The organism is Enterovirga aerilata (assembly GCF_013044135.1).
Taxonomy (GTDB): Bacteria; Pseudomonadota; Alphaproteobacteria; order Rhizobiales; family Beijerinckiaceae; genus Enterovirga; species Enterovirga aerilata.
On sequence record NZ_JABEPP010000004.1, the window covers coordinates 418,527 to 442,543 of the forward strand.

Sequence of the window (24,017 nt, forward strand, 5' to 3'; positions counted from 1 at the left end):
AATGCGGCGCGAACGACCCGCCGCGGCAACGTAAGTCTCGGTACCCGACAAGGGTATGAGTCCAGCACCCTCGCCATCAGGGCGCTGATTATCCTCGCTCATCTGTTACGATTCCATTGCGAACAACGTAGACCAAGTTTCCGGGGAGCGGGGGAGCAGCTTTACCACTCTCCGGACGGCGTGTTACCCCATGCGGGTATAGGATCGTCCACAGCGTCGTGCGTCAACGCGGGTCAGCAGAGGCTTTTGCCGAGAGCTCTTGACCTTCCCACGGTGGGAAGCCCCACATTGCGGTCTTCGAACGATGGGCCAGTCATGCTTCACCTTGAGATAGCGAACATGTCCTGTGGCGGCTGCGCGCACGGGGTCACCAACACGATAAGGGCTGTCGCGCCCCAGGCTGCAGTCGAGATCCAACTCGCAGAGCGCAAGGTCACTGTTCGAGGGGCACCCGACGAGGCCAAGGTTGTCGAAGCGTTGAAGTCCACGGGCTTCGAGACGAGTGTCTCGGAAGCGCTGGCCGAATAGTCACGCACTCGCACAGCAGCGGCTGAAACCGGACGGGATTGGCGGGGGGCTTGCCTCCACGCCAAAGTCCGTGAGACACGTACGCGGCGAAGCAAAGCACCAGCTACTTGCGTTCAATCCGGCCCATACTCACGCTGATCGTCGTGATCTGCTTGGCGGCTTTCCCCGCCGGCATATCGCGTGCGACCGCGTTCGTAGCCTTGGCCGGCCACGCGCACGGTGGGGAGTCCAGTGCTCACGTGCACGAGCCCGGTTCGTCGGCCCACGAGCACGACCACGTTTCCGGACACGGGCAGGCCTCCGCGCACGACCACGATCCCGCGCACCAGCACGCTTCGGCAGACATGGATGACGACGTCGGGTCAGTCAGCGTCGATGACGCGAGCCCCTCGACGGGGAAGCGCTGCTCATCACAGTGCTGCGGGTTCGGTTGTCACGTCTTCTCCCCGGCCTTCGGGGCCACGCTGAGTGTGCCGTTCGCCCGGCCACTGGTCCGTCTAATGCTGCAAGACGATCAAGTGGGCGGCGGTATGCCGTTTTCCATCGAGCGGCCACCCAGGACCGCCTGACGACAGCGGACGTGTGTCCGCGATCCGAGCGCTCGTCGTCCAACAGAACGACGCAGCTCCCGTCGTCTAGAGCGGTTCGCATTCTTTGCCATCTGATCTCGTGACCGAGGCGTCACGCCTACGCGCTGAATGCGCTGGGCCCGACGTGGATGTGCATTGGGCGGTCCGTCCCACGGATCGAACATGGCAAGGCTCATTTGGCTCACCGCAACCGCGCTCGCGCTTGGGGCGTGCGTTCCCACGACCGGATCGAACTGGCTCCTGAAGCCGGCCGATCCTACCGTTTCAGTCCGCCCGACCAGCTACGCACCGGTCACAGCGGGCGTGCAACGCTTCGACGTTGTGTCTCCCCGCGACTGGCGTGAACTCAACGAACGGGTTGCACCGGGCGCGCGGCCCGCCCCCGGCGACACGAGCGCAGGCAGCGCTCGCCGCGGCCGCTGAGCTCGGCCGCCGGACGGCCATGCCGCTTCATCGAACATCCACGCGGCGAACCAGCCGCGCCTTCGACAACCACCAGAGCGGAACAGCTCGGTCAGGGGCAGTGATCATGCGCGAGAGCATGGAGTGGGAGGCGAGCGGGCAGCGCTCGCGCGACGGTAGGAAGCGCGGAGCGCGAACCGGGCTCGCTCACCTTGCGGGCGCAAGCGCGATGGCCCTGTTGCTCGCCGGATGTGCCAGATTCTCCGAGGATGCCGGACTGTCGACGGCGCGAAACGTCGCCGCCGCCGAACTCGGGACTGACATCGTCAAGGTCACGAACCAGGCCGAGGCCGTCTCGGCGCAGGAACGAGCAGAACAGCTCATCCGCCGGCCGCTGACGCCCGACAGCGCGGTGCAGATCGCGATCCTGAAGAACCGTGGATTGCAGGCCTCCTTCAACGATTTGGGTGTGGCCGAGGCCGTCTATGTGCAGGCGACCCTCCCGCCGCCGCTGACGATCTCGGCATCGAAATTCACCGGTAACCTGTCCCTGGAGATCGAACGCCAGATCATCATCGGCCTTTTTGAACTCGCGACGTTGCCGGCCCGCGCCGCCATCGCTGAGCGGCGGTTCGAAGCAGCCCGCTATCGCACCGCCGAGGCCGTGCTGCGCGTCGGGTTGGAGGCGCGGCGGCAGTTCTACCGCACCGTCGCCGCGAACCAGCAGGTCGCGTTCCTTCAACAAGCGCTCGCTTCGGCCGAGTCTGCCTCCACGCTCGCGAAGCAGCTCGGCGAGACGGGTGCACTGAATAAGCTGGAACAAGCCCGTGAGCACGCCTTCTACGTGGAGCTCGGAGCGCAGCTAGCGCGAGCCCGCATTCAACAAGGCGTCGAGCGAGAGCGCCTCGTCCGCCAGCTCGGGCTGTACGGGCGAGACGTGGCTTTCAGGCTTCCCTCGTCCCTGCCGCCTCTCCCGTCGCGCTTGCAGACTGCCCGCGAGATCGAGCGGCAGGCCCTCGAACAACGCGTGGACCTGAAGGCGATGCGCACGGAGCTCACGTCGCTCGCCGGCCAGTTTGGCCTCACCTCCGCGATCCGCTTCGTCAACGACTTCGAGCTTGGCCTGGGCGACACGTACGAACGCGAGAAGACCGTAACCGTCGCAGCGGATGGGGACGTTGAGGTCGAGCGCGACCGGGTCCGGCGCCGCGGCTTCGAGGTGGAATTCCGTATTCCGCTCTACGACTTTGGCGCCAGCGCGGTCAGGAACGCCGAGCAGACGTACATGGCCGCGGCGAACCGGCTCGCGGAGCGCGCCGTGAACGCACGCTCGGAAGCCCGGGAAGCCTATCTCAGGTACCGCGGCAATCACGAACTCGCCAGGTACTACCAGGGTCGTGTCCTGCCGCTTCGCAAGACGATCCAGGACGAGTCGCTGCTTCAGTACAGCGGCATGCTCATCGACGTGACGCGCCTCATCATCGACGCGCGCGCCCGCATCCTCAGCAACGTCGACGCCATCAACGCCCGCCGGGATTTCTGGCTCGCCGCGACTGACCTGAAGGGCGCCCTCGTGGGTGGCGGCGCCGGTGGTGCCGGCGGCGGGGGAGAAGGCGGATCTCCCGCCGCGGCCGGCGGTGGCGAGGCGGGGGGACACTGATGTCGCACACGTTGACCTTCCAACGATGGCAATCCCGATCTCTCGATCAACACGCTCGCGTGGGAGACCAGACATGAGCAAACCTGTTTCGCGACGCGGGCTCCTTGGCGTCGGCGGCGCCGGGCTGGCCCTGGCAAGCGCGTCGATGGTGAGCGGCCGCGTGCAGGCCGCCAGCCTGCCCGAGGCGCCGATCAAGACCGACGCAGCTGCCGCGCCGCCGCTGCACCCGAACACGGGGCCGGACTACCAGCCGGTCTACACTCTGAACGGGTGGTCCTTGCCCTGGCGCATGAACGGCGATTGGAAGGAGTTCCACCTGATCGCCGAGCCGGTGGTACGTGAGCTCGCGCCCGGCATGCGGGCGCATTTGTGGGGCTACAACGGCCAGTCCCCCGGTCCCACCATCGAGGCGGTCGAGGGGGACAAGGTCAGGATCTTCGTCACCAACAAGCTGCCGGAGGGCACGGCCGTGCATTGGCACGGCCAGCTTCTTCCGAACGGCATGGACGGGGTTGCAGGGCTGAACCAGCCTGCCATCCCTCCGGGCAAGACGTTCGTCTACGAGTTCATCCTGCGGAAGAGCGGGACCTTCATGTACCACCCCCATTCGGACGAGATGGTCCAGATGGCGATGGGCATGATGGGCTTCTTCGTCGTCCACCCCCGAGATCCGGCCGAACGACGGGTCGACCGTGATTTCGTTTTTCTCCTGAACGCCTTCGACATCGAGGCCGGAAGCTACGTGCCGAAGGTCAACACGATGCTCGACTTCAACCTTTGGTGCTTCAACAGCCGGGTCTTTCCCGGGATCGATCCGCTCGTCGTGCGCCAGGGTGACAAGGTCAGGGTGCGGTTCGGGAACCTGACCATGACGAACCACCCGATCCACATGCACGGGTACGACTTCAAGGTCACGGGCACCGACGGGGGCTGGGTCAATCCGGAGGCGGCCTGGCCCGAGGTCTCGGTCGACGTCGCGGTCGGCCAGATGAGGGCGTTCGAGTTCGTCGCGGACGTTCCGGGCGACTGGGCGCTCCATTGTCACAAGTCCCACCACACCATGAACGCGATGGGACACGACGTTCGGACCTACATCGGCGTGAACATGAAGCAGACCGCCAAGGGCATCCAGCGGATCGCCCCCGGCTACATGCCGATGGGCGGCAGCGGCATGGGGGAGATGGGCTCCATGGAGATGCCGCTCCCCGACAACACGCTGCCGATGATGACCGGCTATGCGCAGTTCGGTCCCGTCGAGATGGGCGGGATGTTCACGACCGTGAAGGTCCGCCCGGGCATCGCTTCGAGCGATTACACCGACCCCGGTTGGTACAAGCACCCGGAAGGCACGGTCGCCTACGAGTGGACGGGCGCCCCGCTCCCCGAACCGAAGCGCGCGCCCAACACGCCCCGCGCAGGGCGGGGTCAAAGCGCCGAGTTGCGCGCCGTCGATCCCCGCAAGCGTGCGCCCCGCTCAGGCGGACACGGCAATCACTGACCTCAAGATCAAACTGGAGCAGACCATGAAACCCATAGTGGCAGCGGCGGTCGCCGCACTCACGCTTTCGTCAACAGTGGTACTCGCCGGCCCTGGCGGCGCAGGCCATTCCCACGGAGCCGGCGGCGAGACGGCTTACGGGAAACCTGGCGATCCCAAAAAGCCCGCGCGGATCGTCCCGGTCTCAATGCGGGAGACCGACGGCAAGATGCTCTTCTTCCCGGACAAGCTCGAAGTCCGTCGCGGTGAGCAGGTCCGGTTCAAGCTGCAGAACGGGGGCGAGCTCGCGCACGAGTTCGTCATCGCGACGGTCGACGAAAACCGCAAGCATGCCGAGGAGATGAAGAAGAACCCTGACATGGAGCACGACGACCCGAATGCCAAAAGGCTCGACCCCAAGAAGTCGGGCGAGATCATCTGGCAGTTCACGAAAGCCGGTGAGTTCGAATTCGCATGCCTCATCCCAGGTCATCTCGAAGCCGGGATGAAGGGTACCATCGTCGTCAAGTAACAACAGGAAACATCGGAGATAGCCATGATCAATCGTAAGACAGTTTTCGGACTCCTCATCGCCGCGACCTTCCCGGTGGCCGCCTTCGCGCAAGATGCGGCTCCGCTCGTCAAGGGCAAGGTCACAAAGGTCGACGCTGCAGCAGAGAAGATCTCCATCGACCACGAGCGCATCCCCAACCTCGACATGGACGCCATGACGATGGTCTTCCGGGCGGGCGACAAGGCGATGCTGAAGCAGGTCAAGACAGGTGACCGGGTCCAGTTCACGGCCGCGCGTGTGAACGGACAGATCACGGTCACCAAGATCCAGAAGGCGAAATGAGCCTAGCGGCCGGGCGGGTTCGCCCGGCTTTCCCCGCGAGGAGAACGCCATGATCTGTCGAGTGTCCCTGTGTGTCGCAGTCCTCGCGAGTGCCGCTTTCGCGGCCCCGCTCAACGTGGCTCAAGCCCAACCCGCGAGGGGCGCAGGCCCGGCCTTCGAGCGCGTCCGCGAGGTGATGAACAACCGGTTCAAGGACCTGAAGCTCACGGGCGATCCCGACAAGGATTTCGCCGCCCTGCTGATCGCGCACCACGAAGACCTGGTCTTCTTGGCGAAGACCCAGCTGGAATACGGCGGTGACAGGCAACTTCGTCAGCTTGCCCAGCGCCTGGAGGACGAAACGGGCAAGCAGATCAGCGAACTTAAGGAGTGGCAGGTCAGAAGCCGCCAAGCGGACTACAAGGCTCAACCCGACCAGCCGCCGCACGGATCAGGCCCGCTGGACCGACAGGCACAAGCTGCGCCGACGTCGCCGAGCGCTCCTCCGGCGTCACCTCCCGCTCCCGCAGGAGCGTCGGCGCAACCGGCGGCGAACCTTCCCCTCGTGGCAGGCAAGGTCGAAAGCGTCGACACGGCTCAAGGAAAGCTGACCATCGAGCACGGCCCTATCCCGAACCTCAACATGGACGGGATGACGATGGTCTTCAGGGCTGCCGACCCGGCGATGGTTCGGACCATCAAGAAGGGCGACCGCATCCAGTTCAGCGCTGATCGGGTCAACGGGCAGATCACCGTGACCAGGATCCAGAAGAGCCGCTGAACGCAAACCATCGTCGGCCGCCGTGTTTCGTGGTCCCTCGGCGGCGGCTGCGATGTCGGGCGGAGGCTTCGGCCTCCGCCCGTCCCACCATTCGGAGCAGTGTTTATGAAGACCCAGGCCTTTCGAAAACTCACGACGGCGTGCGCCGCTGCACTCGCCGCAGCAGTGCTGGCAGGGCCCGTCCTGGCCGATGACGAAACCGCCGTCGCGGGTGAGATCTTGGTCGAGGGCATCACCGCCACCCCGGCGCGCGCCGGGCAAACCACGCGGGTGACTTTCTCCATAGAGAACCAAGGGCTTTCCCCGGTCACCGTCATGGGGCTGAGGCTCAGCACCGGCGAGCCGTCCCGGGTCATGGGCTTTCTCGGCACCAGCCACAGCACAGCCATGCAAGGCGTTCCTGTCGAGCCCGGCGAGACAGCACAGCTCAGCCGCAGGACGTTCTGGATTGAGGTCGGCCCGCTGAAGACGGATCTCCCGGCCGGCGCCGTCATACCTGGCACCCTTCTGCTTGGACGGTTCGAGACCCCCATCAGCGTCCACGCCGTGCGTGGGGCGGCAAAGGGCGACCCGAGCAGCACGGGTTCTCTCCCGGAGCCACGAGAGTGATGGTCCGAGCAAGACCAAGAACGGCGCGACTTGAGCTGGGCCTCGTTGCGGCGGCAGACTTCTTGGCCTTCATCGTCACCGCTGCCGGGGTGCCCCGTGCGGCGGGCGTCCTCTATCCGCTCCTGGGAATCCACCTTTCGCCCAGGGTCGCGGCACTAGCTATGGCGCTTCCGTCGCTGAGCGTCATCGGTGATGCGCTGCGCCTCAGGGCGGCGCGGTCTGGTTGATGCGGGCGATGATCGAGATCCGACCACAGCCGCTCGCCCTGCGGTGGCAGTCCGACGACCTACCAGCACGGATCGAAGCGAGCTTTGATCGGCAGGCGCTTGTACCGCGCCTGGGCGTGCTATTTGTCCTTTTCGCAGGCGCGCTTGCTGATTACGGCCATGGCCACCGCGTGGGGCACTGGGTGGTGCTCGCGGCCTACGGTGCCGCCACGCTGGCTGTCGCTGCCGGCACAAGGGTGCGGGCACGAGCCGTCGCGAGGTGGCTTCCCGCGGCGGCGACATGCGTAGATGCCGCCATCGCGGTCTATGTGATTGCCGATCACCTACCTCTCGGCGCCTCAGTGTCCCGGCACGGCACCGAAGCCGTCGCTCGGCTGCCGGCCTTTCTGTTCCTTCTGCAGACGGGCTTGCGCCTGCGGCCATCGCTGGTCCTGACCTTCTCGGGTCTGGTCGCGACGGGCTGGCTCGCTTCGGCGGTCCTTGTGTCCGGATCGATGGTGGCAGGCGAACATGCTGCCTCGTTCTTGTGGCGTGAGGGTACCGCCCTCGCGGCGTTCCTCGCCGCGGCCGCCTTCGTCCTCTATGCCGCGGTTTGGATGAGGGGCGCCGCCGCTTCTACGCTGCGGGCCTGGGAAGAACGCCTGATCCTCGCCAGGTTCCTGCCATCCGGGGTGGCGAGCGAGGTCATCCGCCAGGGCGGCACCGCGAGTGTGGCGGCGCAGCATGCCACCCTGCTGAGCGTCGATATCCGGGGATCGTCGGTCCTTGCGTCACGAATGCCGCCTGCGGAGTTGGTGAGCCTCCTCCTGAGTTTCCGGGCGCGGGTGCACGACGCGGTCACGGGTTATGGTGGGATCGTCGACAAGTACGTCGGTGATGGCGTCATCGCGCTGTTTCTATCAGGAGATCGGGCCGACCAGGCGTCGCGAGCGGTCGCAACCGTTGAGGGAGTGTTCCGCGCAATCGCTGAGTTGAACTCGGAAGACGGCCGCACGGACGACCAGCCAATCAGAGTGATAGCCGCCCTTCATGCTGGGGAGGTGTTGGCGGGGGTGTTTGACGATGGCCGCCGGGCTGAATTCACCGTGCTCGGACCTAGCATGAACGACCTGTCGCGCATCGAGCGGCGCGCCAAGGAAGCTGATTGCGACGCGATTGCGTCCGGTGAGGTGATCAGCGTCGTGCCTCCTGCCAGGCTTGCCGCACTCAAGCCTCGGCTACTGGCACCTCCCACGCAGGCGAACAGTCTCCCGGAATTGTATGCGCTGCTGGTCCCGGCTTCGTCGACCACCATGGTCCGATCAACCGAAGCAGAACCGTCGCTCTTGAGCCGGCCCGACCGACAAACGTTGGCAGTCGCTGGAAGGCGCGCGCCCGGGGAGGCACATTCGTGAAACTCGACCCCCGTGCTGCCCAGACGATGCACTGCTACCTGGCTGCCATGGATGAGGCTCTGCCGGGTTTTGTGACAGAGGCGTACGTTATTGGCTCCGCCGTGCAGGACGACTTCCGGCCCGGCCTCAGCGACGTGAACTTCGCCGCGGTGGTGGAGAGTATTTCGTCGACGGCCACGAGGGCGAGAGTGGCCGAGGTACACCGCCGCCTCGCAGAGGAGAACCCTGCCTGCCTTCTCGATGGAGCATACCTGGAGAGGTTCGAGCTGGCCGCCAACGAGCCGGTGCCGAGGGGGCCGTGCGTTCGCCTCGGAGCCTTCGACGCGGACGGCTCCCGGGGGCGGACAGCACTGGCGTGGAAGGCCCTCGTGGAATGCGGCGAGCCGGTTCGGGGAGACGGTCTTCGCGGCGCCCCGACCTGGCTCACCGCCAAAGCTGTCGACCGTGCGGTGATGGCGCAGGCCCAGGCGGCTGCAGGACAGGTGCCCTGCGGAACGTCGCGGGCGCGGCCAAGCGCTCTATCCTCTTATGTTCTCGGGATCGCGCGCCTTCATTTCACGCTCGCGACCGCTACGCTGACGTCAAAGACGAAGGCAGGCTTGTACGGCATCGTGACATTTGACGGTGAGTGGACGCCGATCATCGACGCCGCATTGCGCGTCCGCCGAGATCCGCTCTCTGCCACCTCGGATCTGTCGTACGACCGGGCAACGGACTTCATCCGGATGGTCGTACACGATATGCACGGGCTCGCGTCGGTAGCGTAGGCGTGCCACGGCACTGACCTGGGGCCGCGCCGCCGGGGACTCGTGAGCAGACACGATAGGATATTGCCGCCGAAGGACCTTCGCAGGGGCTGTCGAGACACCTACATCTCGCTGGCGAGGTTGGCTCGTGCTAGACGTAGTCAGGATGGCGATTTCAGAGGACGACCACGGCGGTATCTCCGTCGAGCACGAGCGGCAGCTGCCTCGTTTGAGGCGTATCGAAGGACAGGTGCGCGGTCTCCAACAGATGGTCACCGACAAGCGCTACTGCATCGACATCGGCCACCAGATCGATGCCGTCATTGCAGCGCTGAGGCGCGTGCAGTCCGACATGGTCCGGGATCATATCGAAGCGCTCATCCAGGCGTCCGTTGCGAGCGATATGCCGGAGAAGAAGCGCCGGGAGTTCGCGGACGAGATCGCAACTCTGATGTCCCGCAGCGGATGAGCCTCGCCTGACGAAGGGCGGTGCTCGGCGAAGCCGCTGCCGTGCGTGGGACATGGGATCGATGTTCGGCAGAAAGCCTGTCGAAGGCTGTGATTTCAAGTGGCACTGGTTCAGATAGCCCGGTGAGCAAGATCGCACAGCTCGTGCTTGCCGACTGCCGCGGAGCCTCGATGCCAACTGTGGAACGGTTAGCCTCGCCGACCTGTTCGGCTGCCTAAAAAGAGTTCAGCCCGGGTCGAGGCTGTTGATCTCGATCATCTCAACGGGATGAGGCCTCCCCTAAGACATCCCAACCTCCTGATGGTTGGAGATCACGATGAAGCTCAGGCACACTATCGTTCTCGCCGCCCTGCTTACGGCCGTGACCCCGATTGCGGCGATGGCGGCATGGTGGGAAAGCGTCCAGCCCCACGCTCGCATTTGGCTGAGGCAGGTGGATCCCAAATCCGACACTAGGAAAAGCGACGCTCAACGCCCGTGGGTCTCGGCTGAGGTGACCGATGTCGACGTGCTCGATGGCAGCGTCACGTTCCGGCACGGGCCGATCAAGCGCGTAGGCATGCCGGCGATGACGATGACACTTCCGTTCCGAGACCTCGTCCACCTGGGTATGCTGAAGCCCGGGGACCGTATCGACATACAAGCCGCAGACGTCGGCGGTGCGGTCAAGATCGTCAACCTGAAAATGCGGCATTGACGCGCCACCGGTTCTCAATGGTGCTTGTACCAGCCGACGCCTCGGATCGAGTTCCAGGCGTCGGTCGTATGGCACAGGTAACATTGCTCAACACGGGCGTGCTCCTTTCCCGCCACGCGTTTCGAGACCATTTCGAAATGCATCATGTAGTGGCTGGGCGGCGCCTGATGGCACTGTGCGCATTCAGTTGAGGCGGGCGAGGGATGCCTGAAGCTGGCCACCTTCCAAGTCTTGAGCTCGTGGCATAACGCGCATTCCCGGCCGAGCAGGCCTCGATGAGGATCCCTGTTGGAGTGACATGACGCGCAGTCCAAGCTTGTTGCTTGCTCTTGCTCGGCGTGGGGCGGCCGCAACAATCGGGCGAACGCCAACGCCGCTTCGCGGACGCTCTCGTTCTGTTTCGTCAGAGAGGCCTGCGCGTGCCCCGCTGCAACGAGCACGCCGTGGTCCATAGTCACGGATCGCTCCCCTCCCTCATGCTCGACGTGGCATCCAGCGCATTCGCCGACTTTGGCGTGGAAGACCGTGGATTGCTTCGAGAGCACGGCTTCTGCGCCCGCGTGGCATGCGATGCATTTCTCGGCAGTCACCCCCAGGTGGGGCGTATGGCAGGCCTCGCAATTCTGCCCGAGGAACGCGTGCTTTCTCGACAGCGGCCCCGGCATGACGAGGCCCTGCCAACCGGGCACGGACATGCTCCCGGAGCGATGGATGAGGTAGGGCACGAGGAGCCCGACAGCGAGAACGGCGACGGCCGCCATCCCGTAGAGGACATCCCGTCGGATCAACGAAGCCACCTGAAGCCGTAGTAATATCCTGACCACACATGCAGGGCGAGGAGGCCGTAGAGCAGGATGGCCGTCACCGTGTGGATCGGCAGCCAGCGCTCGAAAAGGTCGCGGGTCACCTCCTCCGCCCGGATCGCGTGCTCGACATCTGCTATGCCCCGCGCGAGCTCCTCGACGCGGCGAGCCGTCAGGCCTTCTGCGGCCTCGCGCTCGAACATGTGTTGCCACCACGGGCGGGAACCGGCCAAGTCGATGGGCAGAGCGGCAGCTGCTTCCTCGAACTCCGCCGTCAGCGCTGCAAGCCGTGATCGCTCGCCTTTCACGGCTGTCGAAATTCGCAACAGGAGGTGCCGGCCGACGTAACCGGTCAGGACCACCAGCAGCATCATCCCGGTAAGGGACAAGCCAAGAGGGCTCCGGAACTTATGGGCCGCATGCACGAGGCCCAGGATGGGCCCGAGCAGTCCGGCGTAGACGTGGATGGCTAGAAGGGTGCGCATCGACACGAACCGGGTCACCCGGTTCCGGAGCCAAGCCACTCGCTTCACGACGAGATAGAGGAGAGGGACAAGCATCAGGACGGCGGCGGCCATCCCGAGCACGCTTCCGAGGAGGCTTCCGGGGAAACGCGATGAAACGTGAACCACAGACCCGAGTGGGAAGAGTAGGAGCAGACCCACAAGGCCCCCGACGACGAAAGCTCCGCGTTCCTGCATGCTTACGCGTCAACTATGAGATTGCCGGCCGCCGCCTTCGCTTGGCACGCGAGAATGTAGCCGGCCGCTTTGTCTTCCGGAGAAAGACCGTCTTCCACCTCCATCGAAACGGAGCCTTGCCTGAGCGGTACCTTGCACGTGCCGCAAACGCCGACCCGACACGACCACGGGATATCCACCCCGGCGCGCTCAGCGGCATCCAGCACCGTCTCATCTGCAGCAAGTGACGTCGCCTTCCCAGAGCGGGCAAAGGTGATCGCGCCGGGTGCGACCACCGCCTCCGCAGCGGGAGCTCTGGCCGGAGCCGCCGCGCCGAGCCGCGCACTTTCGACCGGAGTTGGCGGTGCGGGCGGAAGTGTGCCCACAGGCAATGATGCGGGCCCGAACGCCTCCGTGTGCACCTGCCGATCCGGAACGCCCAGCGCACGCAGGGCGTCTTTCATCGCGCTCATCATGGCGGGCGGGCCGCAAACGTGAATCCGGCGGCTCGCGATGTCGGGCACTGTCGCTGCGATGAGTTCCTTCGTGAGCTGGCCCTCAGGACCCATCCAGGCCGTGCCCTCGCTCCTTGTCATTGTGGCAAGAACGTGCAGGTTCGGGTGCCGTCGCTGAAGGTAGGCGAGCTCATCCCTGAAGGGGAACTCGTCTGTGCTGCGAGCGCTGTAGAGGAAGTGGATCTCGCCGGGCCAGGACCTGTCGGTGAGATACCTGAGCACCGACATGAGGGGAGTGATACCGACGCCTCCGCCGAGGAGTACGAGACCGCTGTCTTCCAGGCCGGTGAACGTGAATGCGCCGTACGGGGCGGATACGTTGAGCAAGTCTCCGACTTTGACGGCGTCATGGAGGAACTGTGAGACCTTGCCTTGCGCTTCACGCTTGACCGTCAACTCGGCGCAGGCGCGACGGGTCGGTGAGGAGGCAATTGTATAAGCTCGCCTGAGCGGTTTCTCCCCTACGCCCTGCACCTCCACGTTCATGAACTGCCCCGGCAGATAGTCGAACGGCAGCCATGCACCGGACGGCTCGACGAGCCTGAAAGTCTTGATCGAGGGAGTTTCACGAACGACTTGTGCAACCTTGAGCGCTCCCGTCCAGGCGCGCCGCGGAGCGGCCTCCCGGGGCGGAACGACCGTGTCCCGAGGGAGCTGGGGAGGGGCAGGGAGCGAGACAGGCAAAGGCCCCGCCGATGTCGCCGTTCGCGCGATACTCGCAGGCGGGCTCGCTTGACCGGCGCGGGAGAACAGCGCCTGTACGCGCCGGGTCCGAAGGTACTGAATGGCCAACAGGGTCGCGGCGGCGAGTGCCAGCCCGACCATAAGCGTCAGGTGCGAGGCCGAGGGGCCAAAGAAGGTGGAACCGGCCGACGTCGCCTGGGCGAGCGGGAGACCCGTCTCCGACTTGTACCAATCAAGCGCGACCGTCCGCGGCGCAGCTCCCGCCGCGAGCGCGCGATGCGCCGTAGCCCCGCTCTCGAACAGCGACAGACCTTGGCGAATGGTAGAGGCCGCCCCGTTCATGCCGAGAAGATCGCGCTCAGAGTAGGAACGCGTCGCCTCGTCTGCCCCGCGGACAAGGAGCGGCAAGCCGCTAGTCATGCGGGCGTGGGCTTCGCGCTCTAACGTCTTGCGCTGCTCGCCCGCGACATCGGGCATCGCCATCAGGTTCGGGTAGAACTGGCGGCGCGGACCCTCGTGCATGCCCATGGCCCCATCCATGTCGCCCGACACTCTAGGTGTCGGCGGAGCGGATGAAGGCTCCTCCGGCTGGGACGCTGACGCGGCGGGAGGATGGTGGGCGCTGTGCTCGCCGTCAGGCGCCTGGGCAGACCCGGGGCCCGCGACCGCGAGAAACACGGCTAGCGCCCCTCCGAGGCCAGTGCCCGCGCGCGGTCGGTCTGCCATGATGGTCAGTCGCCTGCGAGCGCGACCTCAGAAGGTGGCCAGAAACGGTACGACCAGCTCGTCCGCAACGTGCTTCTGGTGCTGGTCCAGCCCTGCATAAAGCTGCGAGAAGGAAGTGCGGGCCGTGCGGATCGCCTCCAGGCGGGCTGCGAGGTGACGCTCGTACTGCTCGATCCTGGTGGCGGGATTCGATTCAGCCGTCGGTGAGGCAAGCTGCTCACGCGCTTCGAGGAGGTGCTTACGGCTGGATCGGAGTGCCTCGGCGAACTGGTTCCAGCTCGCAGCCTGCGCGTCGGTGATCTTCAACTCGGCCCGAAGGAACGCGATCCGACCGTCGATGCGGTCGGTCATGTCCATGCCGTTCGGTGTCATGCCAGGCATCGGCTGGCTGCCCGACATTCCCATCTTGTCGTCTTCCATGCGCATTGATCCGCCGGACCCGGTCCCGCTGGAGCCTTGCCCCATGCCACCCATGCGCATCTTGTCGTCGTTCATCCCCATTCCGCCCATGGACGACGACCCCTGCTTCATCCGGCCCATGCAGCATCCCATGCCGCCCCCGGACATGCCTTGGGAGGGCTGCCCCGAAGTTTGGCCCATGCTTCCCTGGCCGCTGCCCGGGTTCCCCATGCTCCCGGACGAGTTCATCTGCATGTCCATCGCGAGCTGGACTTCGCCGCCATCCGCGCGTGGCTGGGCTACCGCGATTGGCGCCACCAACAACATGGCCACCATCGAAGCGGCGAGTGGCCGGGGATATTTGCTGAGCGACATGACAGGTCCTTTCCCTGCTTAACGCGAACTGTCCGAGAGACGTTGTCAGCGCTCAAGCCTCGCGTCCTTGATCGAGATCAACCGGGCCCGAGAACGGAATTGGTCCGCTTCCGGCGAAACGGCGCGATCCCCCGAGCCGGCCCGAGGTCGGCGTCGCGTCGCCCACACATTCGATCCCAGACGGCCCTTAGGACCGGCGACGCACTTCCGTGACGGTAACGGCACCTCTCACGCGCTGGGCAACGAAGCTGACCCAATCGCCTTTCCTGAGTCCCGAAAGGCGGACACCGGCTGCTACGTGGAAGGTCATCCGCATGCCTGGCATCCAGATACGACCATCGGGACTGCCGATTTCGGGGTGGACCAGTGTAATCGAGGGTACGTCTACGTCGACCGCCTCGACACGCCCCTGGGAATGTACATGGGCAGACATGTCGCCCCGGCTGCGCTGCAATTCCTGCAGGCGATCCACGAATTCGTCGGGCGACATAGCTGGCGAGGTGATTTGCGTGGTCAAGACAATGGCGGCAGGAAAGACGGCGAACATCTTCGGCGATCTCCAGGACGCCCACGACCTGCTGTCCTCAGCGTGGCGGCTTGCGGGCGCTCTCGATGCTGAGATCCTGCGCACGAGACGTCATTGATCTGGATCAGGTCCGCGAGTTCTTGAGAGAACCACCTCCCGTTCAAGCTCCTGCCGGCGCCAGGGCCAGTGTCCTTCGATCTCAACTTCAAGAGAGAAGCTCAGGAAGGTTCGGATCACGACGATCAGCGCGAGTACGCCAAGGCTTTGGAACGTCGGGGTGACTGCAACAGTGCCGATAATGTCCGCGGCGACGAGGAACTCCAGGCCGAGCAAGATGCCTCGACCAAGGTTCGCCCGGAACGACTGGAAAGCTTGGTGCCAATCGGCCTGGATCCCTTTGCGGACGAACAGGGCAGCGGAGACGGCGGCGGCAACGACGATGATCCCTACGCCGACGGCCTCGATGCCGGTGGCGACCCAGTGCATTGCGTGAACGAGGCTGGCCTTCACCTCGGGACCGCCGATCAGGTCTGGGCCGCCCATCACTCGCTCTCGCTCCAATTGATCCTGGTCAATGAACTTGCCCGAAAATCGTGTGAGGTGCGCAGTATCAGGCGTCTCACGCGGTCATGGCGCCTGAGTGTGCGATCCGGTTGCCGGGCGAATGATGTTGCACCAACTGTTCGTTCAGGACCGGGACGCCGCCGGCAAGCGGAACTGAGACGAGCGAGCCATGTCAGAGGGAGCTGGTCTGCAACCCGACACGTGCGGTTGCGGCCCGTGGACGACATTGTCGGGCGGGTCTCCGTGCAGGATCGAGGACGACCATCAGGCGAACGCCTTCCTCGCCAACGAGGCCGGGCAAAGAACTGCGTCGGCAAACGAGATGATTTCGGGGCACCGTGAAGGCGAGCGACGTTGCTTCCGGGTTCTCGATGGGGTTGTGCGATTGGTCCGGATTTTCCCCGACGGGCAGCGGCAGGTGGCCAGGTTCGCATTCCCGGGCGACTTCGTCGGCCTGACTGCCTCGGAGCGCGAGCTGACGTGCGAGGCGGTGACGGACACTACCGTCCTTGAATACGACGCTGAGAGGCTTGAACGCATCAGCGATTGCAACCCGCACCTCGCTCGCCAGCTCGCACGCGCCCTTCGGGACGGCGTCGATCAAAACGTGGAGCACGTGCGGTTGCTCGGCCGCCGCAGCGCTCGCCAGAGGCTCGCGCTTTTCCTCAAATCTCTGCACGGTGAACTTGGGCTAGGGGACTTGGTGCCGCTGCCCATGGCCCGGGCCGACATAGCGGATCATGTTGGGCTCACGGCCGAGACGGTCAGCCGGGCCTTCGCCGAACTGAAACGGCGTCGGGTGCTCATGGAGATTGACCGGAACCTGGTCAGGCTCGACTTGAGCGCCTTGACCTCGCTTGCGGACGAGACCTGAGATGCGGGGGCAATCAGGGTGAGACCTGGAGAAGACCTAGGCGGAGCAACTCGAACCGAAATTATGTTCACGCCGACGACTGCGCTCCCCTATCCAAGAAGGCCCGCCTCGATCACGTCGTGAGATCAACCCAGTCAGCCCTCTTTTCTAGGGCCGACCAGGTGATCGGTGCAGTGCCGCTTACTTCTTCGCGTTCTTCTCGACCCATTTAGTGAACTGTGCGACCTCCTCCTGCTGTTCCTTGATCGTCTTCTCAGCCATTCTCTTAAGCTCGGAGTTGTCTCCGGCCTTGAGCTCGACCTTAGCCATCTCGATGGCGCCGGTGTGATGGGCGATCATGGAACAGGCGAACGCGACGTCCGGGTCTTTCGCCATCATGCCCTGCATCATTGCCGGGTTCATTCGCATCATGGCCTGCATGTAGCCATGCTGCGCCTCGTCCATGTTCCCCATCCCTTGCATGTTCTGCATCATCCCCCCGGATGAACCAGACATTCCGGACATGCCCGCCATTTGGCCTTGAGCGGCGCTACGGCAGGCCTCCGGCAATTCGAGTGGAGGTGGCATCTGCGCACTCTGCCCACCTCCGGTCGAGGCAGTTTGTGCATGCGCCACGCCGAACATGGAGGTGGCGAGCGCCGCAGTGATAACGACGGATCTGATGTTCATGATTGCTCCTTTCGATCCAACTTGTCCGAGGTCGGCTTAGGCGAAGGTGAAGTAGGAGCCGACATCGCTGACGCCGGCGACGAACCCAGGCTCGTCGACGAACATGAAATCGCTCTGCCGAAGGTCCGAGGACGCGACGCCTGACAGAAGAACCGATCCGTCGGCCGTTCCGTCGTGGTTGACATCCCAGCTGACCAAAGCGCCCGAGTACGACTGTCCTTCCCAGGTTCTGGTTCCGTCGCTGACGGTTATGTCACCCGGCGAGATGTCCCGAAGGGCGATGTGGTCGAATGCTCCTTGCGCCTCGCCCAGAGCCTCGAAGTCGAACACCAGGTCGTTCCCGCTAGTTCGGTCGACGATGAAGGCGTCTGCGCCCGAGCCGCCACGAGTACCGTCGTCTCCCCTTCCGCCCTCGATCATGTCGTGGCCCGCGCCCGCGTCGAGGTAATCGCGGCCGTCACCGCCCATGAGTTCGTCGACCATTGCTCCGCCGACGAGCTTATCGTTTCCGGCGCCGCCCATCAGGCGATCCGCGCCGTCGCCCCCCTCCAGGAGGTCACGTCCCGCCCCCCCTTCCAGGATGTCATCGCCCGCGGCCACGATGAGATGATCGTCTCCGCCCCTGCCGAAGAGGTTGTCGTCCGCAGCGCCGCCCCGGATCACGTCGGCCCGTCCACTGCCTACGGCCACGCCGAACTCGTCGAAATCGAAGGCGAGGTCTCCGTCGGTCAGAAGGACTTTGGCGACCGCGTCGAAAGTGCCCTGCACCGGTCCGAGCGTCGAATATCCGAGCGCCGGGCCGTCGCTACTCGCGGATGGCCGCTCAGGGGCAGGTCCCGCGGGCTCGCGAACTCCTGGTGGAAGGTCCGGCTGGTCGGCGAACATGAAGTCGTCCTGGGCAAGACTGGTTCGCGCCACTCCTTCCAGGAGCACCGAGCCGCCATCCCATCTTACCTTGACGCCGGCGTTGATGTCCTCGAACGAAAGGTCTTCCCAGGTGAGGCCTCGAAGCGCCAGGTGGTCGAACATGCCGGGACCGGCAGTGAAGTCGCGGACGACGTCGTCACCACTGCCCCGCTCGAACCCGAAAGCATCCGGCCCCTGGCCCCCGACGAGGATGTCGTTGCCTGCGCCGCCTTCCAGGTCGCCATGCCCGGCGCCCTCATCGAGAAAGTCGTCGCCGTCGCCACCCATTAGCGCGTCGGCGTCGGCGCCCCCGAACAATTGATCGTCACCGGCGCCGCCTACCAAGCGATCCGCGCCGACGCCTCCCGTCAGGATGTCCTTCCCGTCCTGACCATAGAGGACGTCGTCTCCACCGCCGCCCGCGATCTGGTCGTCGCCGCCACGGCCCCATAGGTGATCGTCCTGAGCGGTCCCTTTAAGGCGGTCCGAGGAGCCCCCTGCTACGGCGACCCGCGTCTGCTCGAAGCCGAACCTGAGCCCGCCGAGGTGATCGAGGTAGAAGTCGGCGACACCGTCATCGGGCCCGTCGAACCTGTCATGAGACGTATCGGTTGGGAAGCGGTCCCTGCGTGCCATGAAGGACTCCTCTCCGGTGAGATGAACGGTTCAGAAGCGAGCGGCGGTATTACGCCGCCATGCGACGGCAGCTCTCGGCGCAACGGCGGCAAGCCTCCACGCATTCCTGCATGTCGCCGAGCGCCTCGCAGCTCTTCGCGCACTCCTCGCAGATTTCGGCGCACTCACGGCACATGTGCTTATGGTGCGGGCTTCCCAGCAGCATGAAATGAGCGCTCGTGCGGCAGATTTCCGCGCAAGCCATCATGATCCGGAAGTGGGCGGGCTCGGTGTGCTTCCCACCGGCCTCAAGGCAGTGGTTCATCGCCATGCCCAAACAGGCACCGTAGCAGCGCAGGCATTCCTCGATGCAGCTGCGCATGTCCGATGACATCTGATGCATCTGAATTCTCCCGGCTCGTTCAGAGACAGTGAAACATACCGCCGTTGGGTATGGTTCCGATCATCGGAGAATTCAGATGCCTTCTCGGGCTGCTTGTCTGATTCCGGCCCTGCGGTGAGCCTGAACAATGCTTGTTGTCGTGCCTAACGTGCAGAATTACGCTCAATTTACCCTGGCTGGGTATACGGGTATCCAGATTGTTGCCGCAAGGGGCCTAAGAACGGCAAATGCTCATGCTCCTCAGTGCCCAGGGTACCCATCCACGCACTCCGACGGCCGTCCCTCGGGCGGCACTCGGGCTAGCGCTGGCTGCATTCGCAATGTCGGCGTACGCGTTCGTGACTGCGGACCACAGGGCGGACGCGGTCCTCCTGTTTGGCTTGCCCGCACCGTTTGACCCGTCCGCTCCGGTCGGACCACAATGGCTCGCTGTTCTATCCTGGGGCTTCACTGCCCTCGGGCGGCCCCGGGTAGTGGCCGCCGTCCTCGTTATCGCGGCCGGCTGTCTCATGGTGGCTGGTCGGCGCGCACCTGCGGCATACTTGCTCGGATCGGTGGTGACCGGGGTCGCTTTCGGGATCTTCTTGAAAAAAACATTCGGCTTCATCCGTCCCCACCACGCTCCGATGCTGGGAGAGGAAGCCGCAACGAGTTTCCCGAGCGGACACGCGCTGCTCGCGTCCTTGCTCCTTTTCTCCATAGCGTTTGCCGTCCTGCGATGTGCGTCGCCCGCAGGTCGGTTCCGCGTTGGGGCGCTAGCCTTCGGGTCCGCGGCCGCGCTCTCCCTTCTCGTTGGACTTAGTCGTGTTCATTTGGGCCTTCATTGGCCGACCGACGTCGTGGCTGGCTGGGCTGCCGGCGCTGGTTGGGCGCTCCTGTTTTCGCTAGTCTTCGTCGGCCAGAAAAGGGAACTGGCCAGTGGAGCAAAGTGATCCGTGTCGACACCTGCTCCTTAGGCCGAAGCGCGCGACCAAGGGACCCGAACCGCGTCGGCTACCAGTCGCATCGGTTCGGCGGCCACCCAAGCGGCACGATCCGCAGACAGCACGGCTGGCGCTCGCACGTGTCGTGCGGCACCCGCGGTCCGATCTGGCCGAGTTAGCAGTTGATCAAGGTCAGCCTTCGCTTTCGCCTGAGTTCACCCGAGTTGAGGCTTCGCCCGATGAATCATGCAGCCATCTTCGCCCTTCTGGGTCGGGCTGTCGTCGCCGGCAGCCTATGCACGGCTGCTGCTGCTGAGCAGCCCCCGATCATGACTAACCGAGGCACCTGCATTCCAGGTCCTCACGAGCGAGGTCGTGTCGCCAAGCTCCCGGGGACGCCCGCCATGACGGATAGGCATCGTGAGCCGGACCAGGACGCCTTTGTTCATTGCAGCGGCGAGAGCAGCGAAACGCGTGCGACCCGCAGACGGCGTTGACCAGCATGAGCTTCCCACCAGGGAAAGGTCAAGCGCGGAAGGGCGCGCCGTCCGTCGCCACGATCTGCGACTCGCCCGGTAGCAGGCAGGATCTCCGTCGCCAGCTCGACGCCCCTCGGCATCAGGGCTGGTGGGACCTGTCCTGCTCTTACTCACGGTAGGCTGGTTCTTCGCCGGCCGACCTGCGGCGAGGAGGCGGAGGCTCCCTGCGGACCACGTCGGAGACGAGCGCCGCGAAGGGCCGGACATCGTGGTCGAGGCTGGCGGCGTCCAGGGATCGCATGTACCGCACCCGTTCGTCGACCGGGATCACCGTCCACGGATACCCGCCGGAGGCCAGTTGCGTGTTCATGATGAAGCGTCCGATGCGGCCGTTCCCGTCCGGCAGCGGATGGATGTAGGTGAAGATGAAATGGCCGAGAACCGCGCGAACGCGTGGATCCGGCTCGGCCTCGAACGCGTCGAAATAGGCGTCCATCGCGTCCTGCACCGAGGCGTGCGCCACGGGGACGTAGCGCGATCCGTCGAGGTAGATGAAGTGCCTGCGGTAGCCGCCGAGGCGCTCGTCGTCGAACAGGCCCGCGGCGACCGACGGCTGGAACATTGCCCGGAACCAGGCCATGTGCCTGTCCAGGACGAGCGCGGCCGCGTCCGCCCCGCCTAGGATGTCCGCGACCGCCGTGCGCACCAGCGCGAAGCAGTCGGCGTAGCCCTTGGCGGCGAGGGCGTCGCGCTGCTCCCGGTCGGCCTCGATCCTCTCCGGATTCCAATCGCCCCTCCGGATCTTCTCGATCAGTTCGGGCGTCACCTTGTACCCCTCGATTGAGAGCGAATGGTAGGCGTCCGCCACGTACTGGCCGTCGACGTCCTCCAGGTACCGCTCCGGGTCGTCCATCTGCCGCGGCTCCTCCTGGAACGCGTCGAGGACCCCGGTCCGCAACTCGGCCCAAAGGGCCGTGACGCGGGCGGCGACGGGCGAGACGCGCCGCTTGAAGGACAGCCCGGGCGGCAGGTCCTTGAGTGGGTTATCCCGCTCCGACACGACGTGTCCGGCCGCCGTCATCGCCGAGACGATCTCGTCGGCGACCCGGGACCGCCCGATGGCGCGGAAAGCTGCCGCGAGGCGTCCTGCGATCACCGAATGACCGCCGGCGAGCAGCGGCGTCACCACCTCCGAGGCCGAGCCCAGCGATGCGAGGGCGGCGAGGGCCGTCGACCTCTGCTGCGTGAAGAACGCCGGTGCGGCACGCACCAGCGCGTCGCCGAGCGGCAGGACGCGCATGCCGTCCCGCATGACCGTCGGCGGCAGTTCCGCCCTCAGGCTGAACAGCGACGTGTTGAACGGGAACGCCTGGGGACGGTTGTTGGCGCCGGGGCTGATCACGACGACCTGCGGCGGGACCGTGTTCTCGTCCGCATGGAGACGCAATGACGTCTGCGCGTCCGCGGTCCAGAGCGCGCCGAAGCGGTCCTCGCAGTACATGGACAGGAACTTCCAGAAGTTCGCATAGTAGGGGGTGCTGTCGCCCGCCCGGAAATGGGGGTCGACGACCATGAGCCACCCCGGCATGATCTGCTTGAGGTAGCCGTACTTCACCAGGCGCTCCTGGTCGGTCCGCCCGAGGACGCTGGACCGCAGGATGCCGACCCGGTCGCCGCCCGCGGCCCGCAGGCGCGCCAGCGAGCCCGCGATCTTCTCGTTCAGACCTCCCACGCGGATGCTCCGGTCGGTTTACGCGATCATCCTTATCATTCCACGCGTCACGAATCTTATCAACCGATGCCTTGCCGATGTTATCGTCTGTTGCGTGGTTCAATTTATCCTTCGATGCATAAGGCGGTGTTGCGCTCGCTCTGGTCACCGCAGGTTGCCGTACTCTGTGCCCGGACGCCCTGCCACTGCCGCCGCCAGCGCCAGCCTGACGTCGAGGGAGTAGCGCTGGTTGCGCGCGAGCACGGCGACCCAGTCGGCGGCCTCGGGGACGAATCCGTTGACCATGAGGGATGTTCCTGCAGTGAGGCGGGCAGGCAAGTCTTAGCCGGCCGTCCCGCGGCCGGCGCTACCGGGATCGGGCTTGGGGCGGCTTACGAAATGGGCGTAGCAGCATTACGCGAAGTCGCTGGCTCTCAACGACGAGGTGACCGCCGGGAGGTCCAGCGACCAGTCGCGACCTTCGAACCGCGTCACCGACCAAGGCTCGCCGTCCTCTTGGAAATGAACCTCCCACGTTTCACGTCGTAGTCGGCGACCACGATGTAGTGCAGGTCCGGAGCGTTTCGGAGGTCCTCGACGGAGCGAGCGAGCTCGGAGGCGGGCCGGCAGTGCGTCTCAAGGACGGCGAGCCCGACTTCCCTGTCCATGCTCCACTTGTCGGGAAAGCACGTCAGGCTCCTTCGACCGGGCATCGTCGGCCCGATGCGGCGACCACGGGGTAGCCGGAGGAGGCAGCGACCTCGCCCCGTCGCCAGTCTGGCTCGGGCATCCGGTCATCACGCGATGGCAGGCGGCAAGCGCGGCGTGGGCGCGGTTGGAGGTACTCATAATTGGGGAAGGCTACGCGACGACTAGGTGGCGCCAGAGATTCAGCTCGCGGCGGTCATGTCAAACATATGTGGCAATTCGGGTGCCCGCTGGCAGTGCCTGCCCGGCCTGGAGCTCGGACATGTCGGCGATGAGGGTCGGCATCTCAGGCGGAGTTCGCCGGCTTCTTGTCGGCTTCCGGGCTGTTTGCGTCCTCAACCTCGTCGTCGCCCGGCTCCGGCCAAGGCAGATCCGGGATCGGGTCCAGCAGGTCTCGCCGGTCGTTCTTGGGCGAGTTGACGTCGCGTGACACCGGCCACATCCGCATGGCCTCGGCCGGGAACGGCTTCAGGAGATCGCGCGGGTCCGGGTCGGTCAGCCAACGGTCGCGGTCGGGTGGCGGGATGATGACCGGCATGCGGTCGTGCAGCTTGCCGACGAGCTCGTTGGCCTCAGTTGTTACGATGGTGAAGGTCCGCTGCCACTCGCCGCTATCCGGGTCCTTCCAGTTCTCCCACAGGCCGGCCAGCGTGAACGGTTCTCCCTCCGCCATGCCGATGGCGTAGGGCTGCTTGGCGGCGCCCATCTTGCGCCATTCGTGGAAGCCGTCGACCGGGACGAGGCAGCGCCGGCCCTTGCCGTACGCAGCCTTGAAGGCGGAGGCGGTAGCCACCGTCTCGGCCCGGGCGTTGATCATCTTAAGCGATCTTACGGTCCTTTGCCCAGGACGGGATCAGGCCCCAGCGCAGCAGGTCGAGGCTCTTCTCGCCTGTCTTCGGGTTCAGCCGGCCGACGAGGAAGTCCTGGCTTGGCGCTCCGTTGTAGTGCGGCGGGGAATTCGGCAGCCCTCGCTCTGGCTCGCCACCGACGACGCGCGTGTAAAGCGTCGGGTCGGCTGCCTGGATCACGCGTCCGCACATGG

Annotated in this window: 25 protein-coding genes and 1 pseudogene; 13 read left to right on the plus strand and 13 right to left on the minus strand. The window is 65.2% G+C overall.

Features of this window, described 5'->3' with window-relative positions; genetic code table 11:
- Positions 1 to 315 precede the first annotated feature (315 nt).
- The 11 genes from HJG44_RS15995 (at position 316) to HJG44_RS16045 (ending at position 10,415) form a co-directional block, all read left to right on the plus strand.
- Positions 316 to 528, plus strand: a complete 213-nt coding sequence (locus HJG44_RS15995) for a heavy-metal-associated domain-containing protein (protein WP_171219336.1) — start codon at positions 316 to 318, stop codon at positions 526 to 528.
- A 1,119-nt stretch (positions 529 to 1,647) separates the two neighbouring features.
- Positions 1,648 to 3,180 (plus strand): TolC family protein, encoded by a 1,533-nt coding sequence (locus HJG44_RS16000; RefSeq protein WP_430395068.1) that lies wholly within the window; start codon positions 1,648 to 1,650, stop codon positions 3,178 to 3,180.
- A 73-nt stretch (positions 3,181 to 3,253) separates the two neighbouring features.
- Positions 3,254 to 4,678, plus strand: coding sequence for a multicopper oxidase family protein (locus HJG44_RS16005; RefSeq protein ID WP_171219337.1), 1,425 nt, complete (start codon positions 3,254 to 3,256; stop codon positions 4,676 to 4,678).
- Between the two features lie 25 nt (positions 4,679 to 4,703).
- Entirely contained in the window at positions 4,704 to 5,189 is a 486-nt protein-coding gene (locus HJG44_RS16010) for a cupredoxin domain-containing protein (RefSeq protein WP_171219563.1), read from the plus strand.
- A 24-nt stretch (positions 5,190 to 5,213) separates the two neighbouring features.
- On the plus strand, positions 5,214 to 5,513 hold the full coding sequence (locus tag HJG44_RS16015; RefSeq protein ID WP_171219338.1) for a copper-binding protein: 300 nt from the start codon (positions 5,214 to 5,216) through the stop codon (positions 5,511 to 5,513).
- 175 nt (positions 5,514 to 5,688) lie between these two features.
- On the plus strand, positions 5,689 to 6,273 hold the full coding sequence (locus HJG44_RS16020; RefSeq protein WP_246736282.1) for a copper-binding protein: 585 nt from the start codon (positions 5,689 to 5,691) through the stop codon (positions 6,271 to 6,273).
- Between the two features lie 105 nt (positions 6,274 to 6,378).
- The gene (locus HJG44_RS16025; protein ID WP_171219340.1) at positions 6,379 to 6,882 is read left to right on the plus strand and encodes a hypothetical protein; all 504 of its coding nucleotides are present in this window, start codon (positions 6,379 to 6,381) and stop codon (positions 6,880 to 6,882) included.
- 235 nt (positions 6,883 to 7,117) lie between these two features.
- Positions 7,118 to 8,503, plus strand: coding sequence for an adenylate/guanylate cyclase domain-containing protein (locus HJG44_RS16030; RefSeq protein ID WP_171219341.1), 1,386 nt, complete (start codon positions 7,118 to 7,120; stop codon positions 8,501 to 8,503).
- On the plus strand, positions 8,500 to 9,270 hold the full coding sequence (locus HJG44_RS24260) for an aminoglycoside adenylyltransferase domain-containing protein (RefSeq protein WP_171219342.1): 771 nt from the start codon (positions 8,500 to 8,502) through the stop codon (positions 9,268 to 9,270). Before HJG44_RS16030 ends, HJG44_RS24260 begins: the two co-directional genes overlap by 4 nt.
- 145 nt (positions 9,271 to 9,415) lie before the next feature.
- On the plus strand, positions 9,416 to 9,718 hold the full coding sequence (locus tag HJG44_RS16040; protein ID WP_171219343.1) for a metal-sensitive transcriptional regulator: 303 nt from the start codon (positions 9,416 to 9,418) through the stop codon (positions 9,716 to 9,718).
- Between the two features lie 316 nt (positions 9,719 to 10,034).
- A complete protein-coding gene (locus HJG44_RS16045; protein ID WP_171219344.1) occupies positions 10,035 to 10,415 on the plus strand; it encodes a copper-binding protein in 381 nt (126 codons plus the stop codon).
- A gap of 14 nt (positions 10,416 to 10,429) precedes the next feature.
- Here HJG44_RS16045 and HJG44_RS16050 read toward each other — a convergent pair whose 3' ends face one another.
- The 6 genes from HJG44_RS16050 to HJG44_RS16075 form a co-directional block, all read right to left on the minus strand.
- The gene (locus tag HJG44_RS16050; protein WP_171219345.1) at positions 10,430 to 11,176 is read right to left on the minus strand and encodes a multiheme c-type cytochrome; all 747 of its coding nucleotides are present in this window, start codon (positions 11,174 to 11,176) and stop codon (positions 10,430 to 10,432) included.
- A 23-nt stretch (positions 11,177 to 11,199) separates the two neighbouring features.
- Positions 11,200 to 11,796, minus strand: coding sequence for a hypothetical protein (locus HJG44_RS16055; RefSeq protein ID WP_246736283.1), 597 nt, complete (start codon positions 11,794 to 11,796; stop codon positions 11,200 to 11,202).
- A 125-nt stretch (positions 11,797 to 11,921) separates the two neighbouring features.
- A complete protein-coding gene (locus HJG44_RS16060) occupies positions 11,922 to 13,625 on the minus strand; it encodes a 2Fe-2S iron-sulfur cluster-binding protein (protein ID WP_246736284.1) in 1,704 nt (567 codons plus the stop codon).
- Between the two features lie 225 nt (positions 13,626 to 13,850).
- The gene (locus HJG44_RS16065) at positions 13,851 to 14,597 is read right to left on the minus strand and encodes a Spy/CpxP family protein refolding chaperone (RefSeq protein WP_171219348.1); all 747 of its coding nucleotides are present in this window, start codon (positions 14,595 to 14,597) and stop codon (positions 13,851 to 13,853) included.
- A gap of 187 nt (positions 14,598 to 14,784) precedes the next feature.
- Positions 14,785 to 15,144 carry a copper-binding protein gene (locus tag HJG44_RS16070; protein ID WP_171219349.1) on the minus strand — a complete coding sequence of 120 codons (360 nt, stop codon included), beginning with the start codon at positions 15,142 to 15,144 and terminating at the stop codon, positions 14,785 to 14,787.
- A gap of 90 nt (positions 15,145 to 15,234) precedes the next feature.
- Positions 15,235 to 15,666: a DUF1622 domain-containing protein gene (locus HJG44_RS16075; RefSeq protein ID WP_171219350.1), complete on the minus strand. Its 432-nt coding sequence runs from the start codon at positions 15,664 to 15,666 to the stop codon at positions 15,235 to 15,237.
- A gap of 190 nt (positions 15,667 to 15,856) precedes the next feature.
- Between HJG44_RS16075 and HJG44_RS16080 the strand changes: the two genes are divergently transcribed.
- Positions 15,857 to 16,561: a Crp/Fnr family transcriptional regulator gene (locus HJG44_RS16080; protein WP_171219351.1), complete on the plus strand. Its 705-nt coding sequence runs from the start codon at positions 15,857 to 15,859 to the stop codon at positions 16,559 to 16,561.
- Between the two features lie 180 nt (positions 16,562 to 16,741).
- Here the strand turns inward: HJG44_RS16080 and HJG44_RS16085 are convergent, their stop codons facing one another.
- Genes HJG44_RS16085 through HJG44_RS16095 form a run of 3 tightly spaced genes read right to left on the minus strand, consistent with a single transcriptional unit; the run spans position 16,742 to position 19,154 of the window.
- Positions 16,742 to 17,230 carry a DUF305 domain-containing protein gene (locus tag HJG44_RS16085; RefSeq protein ID WP_171219352.1) on the minus strand — a complete coding sequence of 163 codons (489 nt, stop codon included), beginning with the start codon at positions 17,228 to 17,230 and terminating at the stop codon, positions 16,742 to 16,744.
- A gap of 36 nt (positions 17,231 to 17,266) precedes the next feature.
- Entirely contained in the window at positions 17,267 to 18,772 is a 1,506-nt protein-coding gene (locus HJG44_RS16090; protein WP_171219353.1) for a calcium-binding protein, read from the minus strand.
- A 49-nt stretch (positions 18,773 to 18,821) separates the two neighbouring features.
- Positions 18,822 to 19,154 carry a four-helix bundle copper-binding protein gene (locus tag HJG44_RS16095; protein WP_171219354.1) on the minus strand — a complete coding sequence of 111 codons (333 nt, stop codon included), beginning with the start codon at positions 19,152 to 19,154 and terminating at the stop codon, positions 18,822 to 18,824.
- Positions 19,155 to 19,663: 509 nt separating this feature from the next.
- Between HJG44_RS16095 and HJG44_RS24455 the strand changes: the two genes are divergently transcribed.
- Entirely contained in the window at positions 19,664 to 20,086 is a 423-nt protein-coding gene (locus tag HJG44_RS24455) for a phosphatase PAP2 family protein (RefSeq protein WP_430395073.1), read from the plus strand.
- Between the two features lie 636 nt (positions 20,087 to 20,722).
- On the opposite strand, the gene HJG44_RS16105 is transcribed toward HJG44_RS24455, so the two are convergent.
- The 4 genes and pseudogenes from HJG44_RS16105 to HJG44_RS16120 all read right to left on the minus strand — a co-directional run bounded on the left by HJG44_RS16105 (position 20,723) and on the right by HJG44_RS16120 (position 24,015).
- The gene (locus HJG44_RS16105; RefSeq protein WP_171219356.1) at positions 20,723 to 22,288 is read right to left on the minus strand and encodes a Fic family protein; all 1,566 of its coding nucleotides are present in this window, start codon (positions 22,286 to 22,288) and stop codon (positions 20,723 to 20,725) included.
- 144 nt (positions 22,289 to 22,432) lie between these two features.
- Positions 22,433 to 22,573, minus strand: a complete 141-nt coding sequence (locus HJG44_RS16110) for a hypothetical protein (protein WP_171219357.1) — start codon at positions 22,571 to 22,573, stop codon at positions 22,433 to 22,435.
- 185 nt (positions 22,574 to 22,758) lie between these two features.
- Positions 22,759 to 22,935, minus strand: a complete 177-nt coding sequence (locus HJG44_RS16115; RefSeq protein ID WP_171219358.1) for a hypothetical protein — start codon at positions 22,933 to 22,935, stop codon at positions 22,759 to 22,761.
- Between the two features lie 326 nt (positions 22,936 to 23,261).
- Positions 23,262 to 24,015 (minus strand): annotated as a pseudogene (locus HJG44_RS16120) (SOS response-associated peptidase).
- Between the last annotated feature and the right edge of the window lie 2 nt (positions 24,016 to 24,017).